The organism is Burkholderia sp. AU31624 (genome assembly GCF_020420065.1).
Lineage (GTDB): Bacteria > Pseudomonadota > Gammaproteobacteria > Burkholderiales > Burkholderiaceae > Burkholderia.
In genome coordinates, this window is sequence record NZ_JAIZRT010000001.1 from 1 (window position 1) to 13488 (window position 13488).

Below are 13488 nucleotides of genomic sequence, written 5' to 3' on the forward strand. Positions count from 1 at the left end.
GGCCAACGAGAGTCTGGACCGGGCGCTGACGTGGCGCGAGCCACGGAAGGTAACGAAGTCGCTCACGGTTCAGTACGACCGGGTGATGTACTTGCTGGACGATACGCCGGAGAACCGGAAGTTGATCGACCGTCAGATCGAGGTATGGGAGTACCCGGATGGGCGGATCGAGATTCGGGCTGACGATCGTGCGTTGAGCTGCAGGCAATACGATCGCCTGGCCGAAATCGATCAAGGTGCCGTCGTTGAGCACAAGCGTTTGAGCCATGTGCTACAGGTCGCCCAAGCGCTGCAGGCGCAACGCGATAACAGTCGAATCGGTAAAGCCCCGTCTCGAACGCATCGTGGCGACTCAACCCGGACCGACCGAAACGAACCCCAAGCGGGCAAGAAGAAGCAACGCGAGATCACGCAGGCCGACGTCGAGCATGTGATCGTGGAGCTGGCGCAACGTCGGCAAACCGCAAAGCCGCCAACCAAACCTGGCCGTCGGTCTGCAAAGGCTAGCGAAACAAACGTGAGCGCCCTGCCCGTTCAGGCGCCGACCTTCGACACTGCGTAATGCTCAAAACGAGGAAAAAGACGCAGCAAAAACAACCTTAAAACCGGACATTTTTAAATGGCTGGAAGGTGGACATCTGAATCCGGGTATGACATTGCTTGTAGCGGCCATATCCTAATGTCGTGTTCTGGCTATTTACAGATGTCGTGTTTTTGACTGCTGGCATGCTGGACGGCTCGTTGAGCAAGCGCGGAGCCGACCATGCAGCCAGCCGGATTGGTGACACTGACGATGCGCGAGCTGGACCGATTCAAGGTCATTCAGGACGTGGCGGACAGTAAGCTCAAACCATGGCGTGCTGCGGAACGGCTGGAGTTGACGACCCGGCAGGTTCGCTGACTGGTCATGCGGCTGCATCCTGCAATCGCGATCCGGCCGAGTTCGCCGGGCCGGTGTCCCCGCAACGACGTCACCGTTTCACGAGGCACCGGCGATGGTTGTATCCTGACCGGGAAGGATCTCGCGACGCGCATCGATTTGCGCACGCGTCCCGGCAGTCCCACCCGCGTGCCCGGCCCGCCAGCGCAACAAAGTTGATCGGACGCTCAGGCATGGAGCGCGCAATTGGAGTCGTCACCGTGAAAATGTCGGCCATTCCCTTTGGCACCACGAACTGGTCGCAGGTCGATCGCGTCGAATATCCGGGCGAACGCGGCGCGGCCTACTGGCGCACGCAAACCTTCGGGACGATTCGTGTCCGCATGGTCGAGTACACGCCGGGCTACCTTGCCGACCATTGGTGTTCGAAGGGGCACATCCTCTTGTGTCTCGAAGGAGAACTGCATACCGAGCTCAAGGATGGCCGATCGTTCACGCTGCTGCCCGGCATGAGCTATCAGGTTGCCGACGACACGGAACCCCACCGTTCGTCCACCGACGTCGGCGCCAAGCTGTTCATCGTCGATTGACGCGCACCGTCGGCTCCACGCGCAGATCAGACGCGCGTCATCGACGGGACCGCAGCGGTTTTGGCTGGCATCCGTACGAGCGAAACCGCCGGTTTCGGGGGCGCCGTCAAGATGCGCTTGACGGCCGGGCTGAAGAACAGCGCGAGCGTCTCGTCCTCGAACAGCCGGCCGAGCGGGGTCAACCGCAACCCTTCCCTGCCCTCGCAGTCGGCATACGGCTCGAGGGTGCCCAGCCCGGTCAGCCTGCTCGTCAGCGCCCGATAATGCGCCGAGAGCCGCGGCTTGCCGATGGCGATCGCGTGCAAGGCGGGATCCTCCACGCGGCCGCTACGCAACCCGGTGGCGTAGGACATCGCCAGCCACTCCTCGTCGTCGATCGCGCGGCCCGTGGCGATCGGGAGGTCGCCGCGCAGCACGCGGTCGGCGTACGCGCGAACCTGCGTGTCGTTGCGGAACGTATAGCCTCGACAGCCGTAACCCGCCGAACTTGCACCGACGTGCGAATACGACGCCACCCCGACGCCAAGCAGATCGCGCGACGCCGACGTGCGGACCTTCTTGAACGGATCGATATAGTGGTGCGCGCGCACGAAGCGGTTGCCGTCGCACTGGTGATAGCCGAGCGCCTCCATCCCGCGCCAGATCAGCATGCGCCCGAGCAGCGTCGCGAGTTCGTCCTCGAATTCGCCGTGCCGGTCGTCCGACTGATACCAGTCGCCCTGGGGCCGGTCGGCGAAACGGCCGTGATACCAGGTCAGATGCGCGGGCTGCAGTTCCGCGATCGTCTGGAGGTTCCGCCAGACTTCCGCCGGCGAACCCTTGTAAAGCCCCTGGATGAGATCGAGATTCCAGTTGTCGAAGATCGCGCCCGCGATTTGCGCGGCGCGAATCGGCACGTCGCGCTTGTAGCCGCGCCCCGCGTATTTCAGGACGGCGTCGTCGAAGGACTGCACCCCGAAGCTCAGGCGCGTGAAACCCTGCTCCTTCAGGAAATGCAGCTTGTCCTCGCCGCCGGGCGCCGTGATGGTGAGCGGGCTGCCCTCGACGCACACCTCCGCGCCGGGCAGGATGTCGAAGCATGCGCCGATCGTGCGAATCAGGTCGCCCAGCGACGCCTCGTCGAGCACCAGCGGCGTGCCGCCGCCGATATAGATCGACGACAGCGCGGTGCCCGATTGCGCGATCCTGGCGCCCCAGAGCGCCAGTTCGCGCCGGAGCGCGTCGAGATAGCGCGCCACGTCGTCCTCGCTGGTCTGCGATGCCTTGCCTTTGCCCGCATAGTGCTGCACCGTGTAATGGCAAAAGGTGCAGCGCGTCTCGCAGAAAGGAATGTGCACGTAGAGACTGGTATCGCCGCCGAAGCCTATGGCGCGCAGGACCGAACGCGATTCGACCGGCGTCAACGAGTCGATCGGCGGATAGACCGCCACCGAATGGGAGCCGCCCAGCACGCTGCGTCGAATGCCCAGCCCCGCGGCGTGCAGCGCCGGCAGCGCGTCGGGGATGCCGAGCCGGTCCAGCGACGCGCGCGCGTCGTCGAAGGCGGCGGCCTGCGATCGTGCGTCGATCCCTGGGGCCGGTGCATCGGTCGTCATTGAACACGCTCCGCGATGAGGGTGAGGCACACGTCGGCGTGCGGGCCCGGATCCTTGTCCTCGGTGTAGGTCACGTCGAACGGATTGACGATGCGCGGCACGTAGTGCTTGCGCCATGCACTGGCTTTTTCGCCGGCCAACGTCGACACGGTTTGCCCCCACACGCGCTCGGTGACGATCGCGAGGTCCGGGCGATCGAAGGCCTCGCGCATCAACGCGTAGATGTTGTCGAACTGCACCCACGGCTGCCCGAGCCGATCGAGCGGGAGCCGCACCAGCCGATGCGTGACGGCGATTCGACCGCCGACGCGGACGACGCGGGCCATCTCGGCCACCATCGCCGGGCCGAGCCCCAGCTGCCAGATCGCGCCTGTCCACTCGTTGACGGCCGCATCGGCCGCCCCGGCGGGAAACGGGATGCGCTGCGCCAGGCCGACGCGAAACTGCACGTTCAGGTACCCCTGCTCGCAGGCAAAGCGGCGCGCGCGATCGGTCACGCAACGCAGCATCTCGATCGAAACGACGAGGCCGTCGGCGCCGACCAGCGGCGAGAGACGGCGCGCAACGCGGCCATTGCCGCCGCACACGTCGACGACCACGCTGCCCGGCACCAGGTGAAGCAGCTCGGGATGGTTGGGAAGCAGGTCTTCCCGAAGGCGAACGAGCTTTTCCTCCGCCTCGGGTGTCTGGCTGAACGTGTTGTCGCCTTCGAATGACTTCAGCAGCGGCAGACGCCAGCGCAAATAGGCGAGACGGAACCGTGCGGCGATGTCGGACAGCCCCTCGGGACCGGGCGACGACGCATTGCCGAGCAGGACCTCGTCACTCGGCAGGCTGACGATGGAGACATCTCCCAGGATCTCCTCCCACGCGCTCACGGCCTGGAAGACGCCGAGGAAATCGGCCTCGCTCGCCTCGCCTGCCGGCCAGAGCGCGTCGGCATCGAGCACGAGGCACCAGCCGGAGAACCCCGCCCTTTCGGCCCAGGCCAGCGCACGAGCGCGCGTTTCCGGGTCGAGGAAGGAACGGTCCGGCGTTATCCGTGCATGCACGGGGATGCCCGCTCGCGTCAACACATCGACGCCCGCGATGGGCCGCTCCGGTGCCGGCCACGGCACATCGTCGACGATCACGCCGGCGCCGAGTCGGCGCAGCGACCGGACGACCTCGGCGTCGCAACCCGGATCGGTCGTCTGCACCACGGTGTCATGCAGACGCAACTGGCCTGCCTGACGCAGGCGCGCAAGCTCGGCGAAGGTCGGCGCGTGATCGCCGAGGTGCGCACAGCGCAAGTGCAGTTGCGGCGCGGTCGACTCAGTCTCGGCACGGGCACGAATGGCGTCGGCCGATGTGGCGTCGAGAGGCAGGTCGAGGGTGTGGCAAAGCCTCGCCCGACGGCGCTCCGCGGCGGAGCGGCGCAACTGCGCCAACGCATCGGCCGACGGCGCATCCTGCGACGTCACGTGGAGGAAGCCATGCTGGCGCAACGCGGCGAGCATCGTGTCGATCAGATGCTGATCGTCGAAGCCCTTGCGCAGCGCGCCAACGCGGACAGGCTTGCCCGCGAGTTCGCCCACGAAGTCGGACAGTCCTTCGCCGGGCGGCACGGCCATGCCGACTGCGAAGTGGCCCTGGCACAGAAACCAGTGCCCGTCGATCTCCACGTCCAGTATCTCGACCGCCGGATCGAGCATGACGAACGCATCGCTGCTCAGCGACTCGTCCTGAAAGGCGCTCCGCTCGACGCGCCCGCCGGCTTTCTCGCCGACGACCACGCCGAGTTCCGTGAGCCGGTCGACCACCTTGAGCGCCTCGGCTTCGGACAGGCTGCCCAGTACCCGTGCCACGTCGGCGGCTGAATGCGGTGTGGCCAGCAGCTCGAAGATGCGGGCCGATCGCTCGGACAACTCCGCATAAGCCGGCGCGCTGTCCGCATCCGGGAAATAGACCAGCCAATGCCGCGGCGACGCGTTCAGGGCTTCGTCGGGATCGAAGCCATGCGGGTTTTCGATCCACCGCGTGAGATCGTGCCGCGACCGGACAACGACGGCGGCTCGCGACGCGACGAAACGCACGGCCGAGCGATCCGAACCGGCAGTGTCGCGAATCCCGGCCGCGACGGCGGTTGGCCATGCATCGACCGTGCCTTGGCCGAGACGGAGGGCGAGCGCAACCCGCGCCTGATCGATCGCCAACACGTCCTGGTGCGTTGGCGCGTTGAATTCGGGACGCGTCGCGAGATAGGCGACGAAGGCGCCGGCGAGGCGCCAGAAATTCGGGCCGTCGTCGGCATAGCCGTTGACGCGGGCGAACTCCGCGCCCACTTCATCGACGTCGAGCCCGCTCATCAACAGAAGATGCTGACTCATCGGCACGCAACCGAGCGCGACGCGAGCGATCCGCACCAGGCTGCGGCGGTACATGCCGACATTGGTCTTCGTTGCGCGCGGTGTCGACGCGTAGTCGTCAACCACGGCCCGCTCGGCGGCGCCGAGGCGCGCGAGTGCCGCGTCATCGGCATGACCGGCCTGCGTGACGATCGCGACAAGACCGTCGTCGCTCAGGATTCGCCGCCACGTGTCCCATACCAGCCTGGCATCCATCCAGCCCCCCGTGTTCTAAGAGTGTGCTCGCTCGCGGCCACGGCGATCCCCTCGCAGGGCATCCCGATCGCCGGAAGGTCTGCTCGCAGCGGCCTACTTGATGGCGAGGAATCCCTCGAAACACAGGTACTTCATGACGGTCGTGACGTCGACGAATCCCGCTCGCTTGAGCAGCCCCAGGTTGGCTTCCGTGGAAAACGGCTCCAGGACGCTCTTGAGGCTCGCTGTCTTGTTGAGGATCTCGTCGGCCGAGAAGCCCTCGCGCCGCTTGTAGTCGTTGTAAAGCGACACGGTCATGTCCTGGAACCGCGCATCCGGCGCGCGAACTTTCTCGAAGAGAATGAAGGCCCCGCCCCAGTGCAGGCGCTCGTAGATGTGGTCGAATACGCTCTGCCGGTCCTTCGGCGGGATGAACTGCATGCAATAGAACGAGACGATCAGGTCCGACTTCTCAAAGTCATACAACCGCGCGTCGCCGGTTTCAAGCTCGATGTTGGGCACCTCCACGCAGTGCTGCCGCGCCTTGTCGATCATCGACTCGACCGGATCGATGCCGACCCACCGGATGCCCGGCTTCGACGCATGATGTTCGGCCAGCTTCCGCAAAAGCTGGCCCGTGGATACGCCGATCTCGTAGCAGACGCTGTCGCCATGGCAGAAGAAATCGCTGAGCTGGCAAACCAGGTCGTGCCCGGCATCGTAGTACGGCACCGACCGGCGAACGTGGTCGACAAAGGTATCTGCGACGTTGCCGCCGAACGTCCAGTTCGCCGGCGCGACGTCGATCTCGTGGCCCACTTTCACGCTGCCTCCCGTTGTGTTGTTCTGCGGCTGGCGGGGCCGTAGGCACGGTCCCACGCCGCGCGTCCGCGCTCGAGATCGGCCAGGACGACGTCGATCGAGCGGGCAATGTCGAGGGTCTCTTCGCGGCTGTGCAGCGCCTCGGCTTCGTATTCGAGAATCACCGCGCCGGGGCGCGCGCGAGACAGCACGTCGTCGAGCAAGTCCCACACCGGCTCGACGACCTGAGTGTCGTGCAGATCGTGGTACTGGTCGTCGAACCAGCGGCCGCCGGCCATATGGATGCAGATGACGCGGTCCATCGGGATCGTGTCGAGGAAACGCGCGATCGAATAGCCACTGGCGCCATGGTTTTGCCCGTTGGCATACAGGTTGTGCAGGTCGAGGTGCAGATAGGTGCCCGACCGCTCGACGACGCGGGCGAGGAACTCCGCCTCCTGCATTTCGCTTCCCGGGCACGTCCGGTAGTAGGCCGCGTTCTCGTGCGCGAGCGGAACGCCGTACAGGTCCTGCAACGCGCGCGCGCGGTCGGCGACCCGGACGACCTCGGCATGCGAGAACTGCAGCGGACTGCTCCACACGTCGCACCACGATGCGTCGCTGTAAAAGCAATGGTTCGAGACCCACGGGACGTTGAATTTCCCGGCGAGGGGCACGTGGCGCCGCACCGCCGGCGTGCTCGCCAGATCATCGAACCCGAAGTCGCCGCCGTAGTTCGAGTGACCGACGAGCGGAAAGCGCGCGGCGACCGCGGACATCATGTCGACCGTCGCCGGCAGCATCAGCCCGGGCCCGTCGAGCGGCGTCATCACGCCGTCGAACAGGATTTCCAGCGCATCGAGCGACTGCTCGAGAAACGGAAACCAGCCAATCAGCGACGGATTGAACTGAAGTCCTACACCCAGCGTCGGGACGTTCATGGCGAACTCCTCCGGTGGTCCGCCATGAAGCCCGTATCCGTGCGAGGCATGTCAGTTTGCCGCGCACTTTGCCGCATTGGCCGCGCAGTGGGCCGCGTTCGCCGCGCACTTGGCGGCGGTGGCGGCGCATTTCGCGGAGGCTGCCCGCGCCACTGCGGCATGGTATGCCGCGGCGCATTTCGCCAGATTCGCCGCGCACTGGGCAGCAAGTTCGGCCGCCTCGGCCGATTGCACAATCAGCTTCTTCACGTCGTCGTTTGCCATTTCATACCCCTTCACCTGTAGTTGAACACTTTTGATTACACCCACTTCCGACCGACAGCTGAAATCCGTTATAGCAGTTATTTCGCGCAAATCCAGGAATCGATATTTTGAAAATTCATTTCAATGGGATATGGAGTCTTTACATAAATAAAGCGCAATACCGGGCGGAATCGCCCGTGTGGCGCGGCTCCGCGAGCCTTGCAATTCATTATCGCCGCGATTCAAAAAAATCAATTTCTAAAAATAAAACAAAGACGAAATTCATTGCACCAAATAACGGGGCACGCTTCGCACCGCCGCATTCGACAAAATTTTCTAAATGATTAAATCGATTGAGCGGACGGGGGTATTCAATCGATATTCCGCAAGTCTCGCGGACCAACTTCACGGAAGACCTGAAGGGCACAACGACTCCCGGGCTCGTGATGCACGGCGACGACGACCAGATCGTGCCTTATACCGATTCCGGTCTCCTGTCGGCTGGCAGCCTGGCCTTCGGGGAGGGACAGCCAGGGCCGTCGTTTCGAGCGAGCGGTATGTCGACGCGAGCCGCCCACGAACACATCGAACCGCCAGCCACCCGTCATCATGTCGATTCAAACGATAAAAATATTCTGCAATCCTTTTAAATTGGCGCAATCCCCTGCCCCTTGCTCACCGTCACCTCGCTGTATCGAGCCACGCTCGAACGAACAGCGGCGCAGCGAGCCCGTTGACTCCCCGCTCGTCACGTTCAACCAGGGAACCGGTTCATGTCGCCTCGCGCCTTCAGCGCGACGCCCCTACGTTCCGCTTACGACTCCCGCAAGCTTTGAAACCTTTCTCGGCAACCCTGCCAAACCTCGATCTAAACATTTTAGATTCCATCAAAAAATATTTGACGCTCCGTTTTCTTCCTTGCTATCTTTTCCTGCAATAAATACCGGCGGGAGCTTGAGCGGCGAAAAAATCAAAAACCCGACAAATAACTTCCATTTTAATTACGTTACTACGAGGTCGATATCCGGTTCGCAAACCGCGATTACCTCCAGCAGGGAAATATTTTCGATTCACCCTCATCCAGCTTTGCTTCAGGCTGGACCGTTTCTTAGATGCGTCGCAAGGAAGTTACCGGCATCCAGGTCGTCTAACGGCATCTCGATATCGCCTTTTTTCGACTCCAATAAATTGCATTCCTAATCAACAGGGAACGAATCGAAGCTGTTCCATCCGCAAGCCGCGGACTGTACCCAAAGCATGTGTCGGACCACCGCACGCACGATCGCGGCACAGCCCGGCAAACAAGAGGGCCGAGCGCAGAATCCGCGCCCGCGATACGCGAGCCCGATACCGGACCGGCCTCAAATCCTGATGGTGGGTGGGGAGGAATACTTATGTCGCCTTGAATTCTGCTGATCGTTCTGGCTTGCGTCAGGTTGCATCGGCCGCCCTTCGCTACCCGCGATCCGGGCCGCGCGCTGTACCCGTTCTTCGTCGAAATCTCGGAGCTCACAATGCAGAGAACTCAATACCTCAATCGCAAACGCCTGCAACGCTTTGCGCTGACGGCAATTGCAGTTGGAGTAGCAGCCACGATGGTCCCGCTGTCCGCCCAGGCGGCAACCAACTGGGTCCAGACGCGCACCAGCGCGTTCCTCCTGCCGAATGCACCAGCCGCGGCCGCATCGCAGGCACTGGCCGCGTCCGCTGCGGCACCCGGTTATTCGCTGAACAGCGTCGGCACGCCGGCGCTCACCGATACGCACGTGACGCCGCTCGAATTGAGCCAGCCGCTGCACGTGACCGTGGTCCTGAAGAACCGCAACGCGGACCAGCTCGACACCTTCCTTCGCGACGTCAACCAGCCGGGTAGCGCGAGCTATCACAAGTACCTCACGCCGGCCCAATTCAAGGCACGCTTCTCGCCGACCGACGCGCAGGTCGCGGCGGTAGTCGCTCATCTGAAGGCGAACGGCTTCAGCAACATCACGGTCTCGGACAACAACACACTGATCGCCGCCGACGGTAATGCCGGTAACGTGCAGCGTGGCTTCCAGGCGAGCATCAAGCGCTTCAACTATCGAGGCAAGCCGGTCTACGCGAACGATTCGGCGGCGCTGATCCCGGCGTCGCTCGGCCCGGTCGTCGATTCGGTGCTCGGCCTGCAGAACGCTGCCGTGCCGCACCGCCTGCTCCACCGTTTCGCGCCGGCCGCCGTCGTCGAGCCGAATGCGATCTCGAAGAATGCGACCGCCGGCTCGCAAGTCGGCCATCAGCCGACCGATTTCGCAAAGATCTATGACGCGAGCGGCCTGCCCGCCGCGACCAACACCACGGTGGGCATCATCACCTGGGGCGACATGACCCAGACCATCGCCGACCTGAACACCTTCACGCAGAACGCCGGCCTGGCAACCGTCAACACGGCGGTGGTCGCGGGCGGCCCCGGCACGCTGGCCGACGACGGCGATCCGAGCGAGTGGGATCTCGACAGCCAGGACATCATCGGCACGTCGGGCGGCGTCAAACAGCTGATCTTCTACTCGGCCATCAACGGCGACAGCAACGACAGCGGCCTCACCGACGCCACGCTGACCGCCGCCTACAACAAGGCGGTAACCGACAACAAGGCGACCGTCATCAACGTGTCGCTCGGCCTCGACGAAACGGCCGCCAACTCGGACGGCTCGCTCGCGGCCGACGACGCGGTATTCAAGCAGGCGGTCGCGCAAGGGCAGGTGTTCTCCGTCTCGGCAGGCGACGCGGGCGTCTATCAGTGGTCGACGTCACCGCAGGGCGCACCCGGCTACATCGGCACGTACAACGGCACGTCGGTCAAGACGACGATCAACCTGTCCAAGTACAGCGTGTCGTCGCCCGCGAGCTCGCCGTACGTCGTCGCCGTCGGCGGCACGACGCTATCGACCACCGGCACCACGACGTGGGCCGGCGAAACCGTGTGGAACGAAGGCGTCGCCTATGCGGACCTCGACAGCAACGGCAACCCGGTCGACAACGCCGTGCGGATCTGGGCGACGGGCGGCGGCGTGAGCGCGTTCGAGACCGCACCAAGCTGGCAGACCGCAGCGCTTGGCAGCACGGTAACGAAGCGCGTACTGCCCGACGTGGCGTTCGACGCCGCGCAGTCGACGGGCGCACACATCGTCATCAACGGACAGACGAACCAGCTCGTCGGTGGCACGAGCCTCGCTTCGCCGATTTTCGTCGGCGGCTGGGCACGTGTCGAATCGGCCAACAACAACAGCCTCGGCCTGCCGACTTCGGCGTTCTATCAGGGCCTCCCGACCCATACGTCGCTACTCCACGACGTGACGTCGGGCAACAACGGCTACAGTAGCCACGGCTACACCGCGAAGGCAGGCTGGGACGACGACACCGGCTTCGGCAGCCTGGATTTCGCGAAGGTCAGCGCGAGCTCCGTCAAGTAACGCGGCACGGCCCGAGGGGGCGCGGCAAGCTCGCCGCGCCTCTCGTTGCCCAGTCGGGCTCACGTGACGGCACGGCTTACCGGCGCTGGCCTCACGCTCATCCCGCGCCTCGATTGTTGCCACGAAACACGACCGCAGCCGCCTCGTTCGGCTGAAATCCCCGCGCCTGCGACGCGCAGGCAAACGCGGGGCCGACGACGGCTGCATCGCGCTATCCAACGCCGCGGCGCCACCGATCGGAACGGACATAAGCAAAGAATCCGCAACCACACAATGCGGATCCAAGTTAGCAGTATGGCCAAAGTGCTGTTGCTCGACGGCGAGGTCGAGTTGCGCGAAGAAATCGCCGCGTTGCTGGAAAAACGCGGCTGGACCGTCGATCAGGCCGGTACGGTCGCGGATTTCCAGGAACGGGCGTCGGATCTCGCCTTCGCGATCATCGACGTGATGCTGCCGGACGGGAGCGGCTTCGATGCGGCCGTGTGGCTCGGGGCCCGGCATCGCGACCGCGGCATCGTGATGCTGACTGCGCGCGGAGAGACCCAGGACAAAATCGACGGCCTGATTGGCGGCGCCGATCACTATCTCGTCAAGCCGGTGAAACTGCTCGAACTCGACGCCATTCTCCAGGCACCCGGCCGCCGGATGACAAACGACTGGCGGCTCGACTGTCAGGCGCGCGTGCTGTCCGCGACGGTTGGCGGCCGGCTCGAACTGTCGGCAAGCGAAATCGCCCTCCTCGCCCTGCTGGCGCGGCGCGTGGTACAGGCACCAGTGCGCCCCTTCGCGCCGCGCCGCCTTCTGCTCGACGTAGCGGCGCAGTTTCGCGCGATCGTCGGCGTTATCCTGGGCGACCGCGCCGGCGATGCAGTCGGTAACGCATTCGACCCGTTGCCGGCACGACAGTCCGCCGCATGTGACTGGCTGAGGTCGCAATGGAACGCCGGCGCCTACCTTGCGGCAAACTGCACCGGCAGTTTTGTCCTGGCCAACACCGGCCTTCCGGACGGACGGCCCGCGACGACCACGTGGTGGCTGGCAGACCCGTTTCGTCGTCGGTTTCCGCAGGGCGACCTTCAACTGGAAGTCTGTAGAATCAGCGTGTTCGCCGTTCACGGCACGGTAAACGACATGATCCGCGGCCGCTGCCCCGGCGAAGACGGCGATCCTTCATCGACCCGGCCCGGGCGTCACACCCGCCGTTTCCGAGTCAGACGAGGCGGTCAATCCTGTTCAGGACGGGGCCCGCGAGGCCCGACAGAATCGAGCGTTACCCGCACCACCCACCGGAGGGCACCATGGCGATTCACGAAGTCTTCCCCTATTTGCGCGCCAGGCGCGCGGACGACGCCATCGCGTTCTATGCGAAGGCATTCGGCGCGCAGGAGAAATTCCGTCTCGTCGAGCCGTCGGGACGCATCGGCCACGCGGAATTGCAGCTCGGGCCGTGCACGCTGATGATCTCGGACGAGTTCCCCGAATACGATATCTTCGCGCTCGACCCGGATGGCAAGGCGCCGATGTCGCTTCACCTGCATGTCGACGATGCCGACGCGACGATCGCCGCCGCGATCGCGGCCGGCGCGCAGCTGACACGCGCGATCCAGGACCAGTTCTACGGCGAGCGTTCGGGCAAGATTCGTGATCCGTTCGGCTACGATTGGCTGATCGGGCATACGTTCGAAGCGGTCGAACCCGATGAAATGCAGCGGCGTTACACCGCGCTGCTGTCCGGCGACCCGCCGAAAACCTGAACGGCGCACCGCGCGCGCCGGTCGATCACCCCGACATTCGCGATGCACTATCACCCCGACGACATCCACCGGCTCTACCGAAGCGTGCCGACGCTGTTGCTGAACCGTCCCGCGCCGGCCGAACGGTTTCTCGCCGCTGCCGTCGAGACCGGCGCCGAACTCGGGCACGTGCTGGGCGACTACCCGCAGGTCCGCTGCCAGCCGCTCGACTTCCACTACCTGTGCCAGCAAAGCCTGTCCGTGCTGGACGACGCGCTGCTGGCCGACCTCACGCGCGACGAGGAACATGGATGGCGCGGCGCGCAATGGGCCGCGCTGTTGATCGCGTTGTCGGGCGACGCACGCCATCTGCCGCACCTCGATGCAGTCAGGCGCCATCGCGGCGTCGAGTGGACGGCCGGGCTTGCCGACGCCGCCGTCCACCCGCAGGCCGCGTCCCACGGTTTTCGCTGCTGCCGGCTGATCGTCGACCTCCGGACGCAGCTCGCATCACTGCCGCGCGTCGCCGTGCGCCTGCGAAAGTCACCCCCGCCGGAAGTCATCGAGGCCACGACGGCAGCCGTTCGGGCCGCATATCGCCGCGGCGATGTCGCGACGGCGTTGGCGATCGCCCGAGCGTAGACACGTAGCGACCGTCCGCCCGTTTTCATCAC

The 13488-nt window shown here is 64.6% G+C and carries 11 protein-coding genes and 2 pseudogenes; 8 read left to right on the forward strand and 5 right to left on the reverse strand.

Features of this window, described 5'->3' with window-relative positions:
• The 3 genes and pseudogenes from LGM89_RS00005 to LGM89_RS00015 form a co-directional block, all read left to right on the forward strand.
• Nucleotides 1-562, forward strand: a pseudogene (locus LGM89_RS00005) (ISNCY family transposase); the annotation flags it as partial.
• 201 nt (nt 563-763) lie between these two features.
• Nucleotides 764-901, forward strand: coding sequence for a hypothetical protein (locus tag LGM89_RS00010; protein ID WP_226203261.1), 138 nt, complete (start codon nt 764-766; stop codon nt 899-901).
• 239 nt (nt 902-1140) lie between these two features.
• Nucleotides 1141-1470, forward strand: coding sequence for a DHCW motif cupin fold protein (locus tag LGM89_RS00015; RefSeq protein WP_089496926.1), 330 nt, complete (start codon nt 1141-1143; stop codon nt 1468-1470).
• Between the two features lie 26 nt (nt 1471-1496).
• Here LGM89_RS00015 and LGM89_RS00020 read toward each other — a convergent pair whose 3' ends face one another.
• The 5 genes from LGM89_RS00020 to LGM89_RS00040 form a co-directional block, all read right to left on the reverse strand.
• Entirely contained in the window at nt 1497-3065 is a 1569-nt protein-coding gene (locus tag LGM89_RS00020; protein ID WP_226271886.1) for a coproporphyrinogen-III oxidase family protein, read from the reverse strand.
• On the reverse strand, nt 3062-5668 hold the full coding sequence (locus LGM89_RS00025; protein ID WP_226271887.1) for a methyltransferase domain-containing protein: 2607 nt from the start codon (nt 5666-5668) through the stop codon (nt 3062-3064). Before LGM89_RS00025 ends, LGM89_RS00020 begins: the two co-directional genes overlap by 4 nt.
• Before the next feature lie 93 nt (nt 5669-5761).
• Nucleotides 5762-6472: a methyltransferase domain-containing protein gene (locus tag LGM89_RS00030; protein ID WP_089496923.1), complete on the reverse strand. Its 711-nt coding sequence runs from the start codon at nt 6470-6472 to the stop codon at nt 5762-5764.
• Nucleotides 6469-7389 (reverse strand): DUF692 domain-containing protein, encoded by a 921-nt coding sequence (locus tag LGM89_RS00035; RefSeq protein ID WP_226271888.1) that lies wholly within the window; start codon nt 7387-7389, stop codon nt 6469-6471. The genes LGM89_RS00030 and LGM89_RS00035 overlap by 4 nt, the downstream gene beginning before the upstream one ends.
• Nucleotides 7390-7440: 51 nt before the next feature.
• Nucleotides 7441-7653, reverse strand: a complete 213-nt coding sequence (locus LGM89_RS00040) for a hypothetical protein (protein ID WP_089496921.1) — start codon at nt 7651-7653, stop codon at nt 7441-7443.
• A gap of 371 nt (nt 7654-8024) precedes the next feature.
• On the opposite strand from LGM89_RS00040, the pseudogene LGM89_RS00045 reads away from it, so the two are divergent.
• The 5 genes and pseudogenes from LGM89_RS00045 to LGM89_RS00065 form a co-directional block, all read left to right on the forward strand.
• Nucleotides 8025-8135 (forward strand): annotated as a pseudogene (locus LGM89_RS00045) (alpha/beta hydrolase); the annotation flags it as partial.
• A 1011-nt stretch (nt 8136-9146) separates the two neighbouring features.
• Nucleotides 9147-11081, forward strand: a complete 1935-nt coding sequence (locus LGM89_RS00050) for a protease pro-enzyme activation domain-containing protein (protein WP_226271889.1) — start codon at nt 9147-9149, stop codon at nt 11079-11081.
• Nucleotides 11082-11375: 294 nt separating this feature from the next.
• Complete coding sequence (locus LGM89_RS37270; RefSeq protein ID WP_226271890.1) at nt 11376-12539, forward strand: response regulator; 1164 nt, start codon at nt 11376-11378, stop codon at nt 12537-12539.
• The gene (locus tag LGM89_RS00060) at nt 12434-12835 is read left to right on the forward strand and encodes a VOC family protein (protein WP_226272460.1); all 402 of its coding nucleotides are present in this window, start codon (nt 12434-12436) and stop codon (nt 12833-12835) included. The genes LGM89_RS37270 and LGM89_RS00060 overlap by 106 nt, the downstream gene beginning before the upstream one ends.
• A gap of 42 nt (nt 12836-12877) precedes the next feature.
• A complete protein-coding gene (locus LGM89_RS00065; protein WP_226271891.1) occupies nt 12878-13456 on the forward strand; it encodes a hypothetical protein in 579 nt (192 codons plus the stop codon).
• Nucleotides 13457-13488: the final 32 nt, after the last annotated feature.

Bases quoted from the DNA above. Each gene is read 5' to 3' on its own strand.
- LGM89_RS00065 (WP_226271891.1), top strand. From the start codon at position 12,878: ATGCACTATCACCCCGACGACATCCACCGGCTCTACCGAAGCGTGCCG.
- LGM89_RS00040 (WP_089496921.1), bottom strand. From the start codon at position 7,653: ATGGCAAACGACGACGTGAAGAAGCTGATTGTGCAATCGGCCGAGGCG.
- LGM89_RS00010 (WP_226203261.1), top strand. From the start codon at position 764: ATGCAGCCAGCCGGATTGGTGACACTGACGATGCGCGAGCTGGACCGA.
- LGM89_RS37270 (WP_226271890.1), top strand. From the start codon at position 11,376: ATGGCCAAAGTGCTGTTGCTCGACGGCGAGGTCGAGTTGCGCGAAGAA.
- LGM89_RS00050 (WP_226271889.1), top strand. From the start codon at position 9,147: ATGCAGAGAACTCAATACCTCAATCGCAAACGCCTGCAACGCTTTGCG.
- LGM89_RS00020 (WP_226271886.1), bottom strand. From the start codon at position 3,065: ATGACGACCGATGCACCGGCCCCAGGGATCGACGCACGATCGCAGGCC.
- LGM89_RS00025 (WP_226271887.1), bottom strand. From the start codon at position 5,668: ATGGATGCCAGGCTGGTATGGGACACGTGGCGGCGAATCCTGAGCGAC.
- LGM89_RS00035 (WP_226271888.1), bottom strand. From the start codon at position 7,389: ATGAACGTCCCGACGCTGGGTGTAGGACTTCAGTTCAATCCGTCGCTG.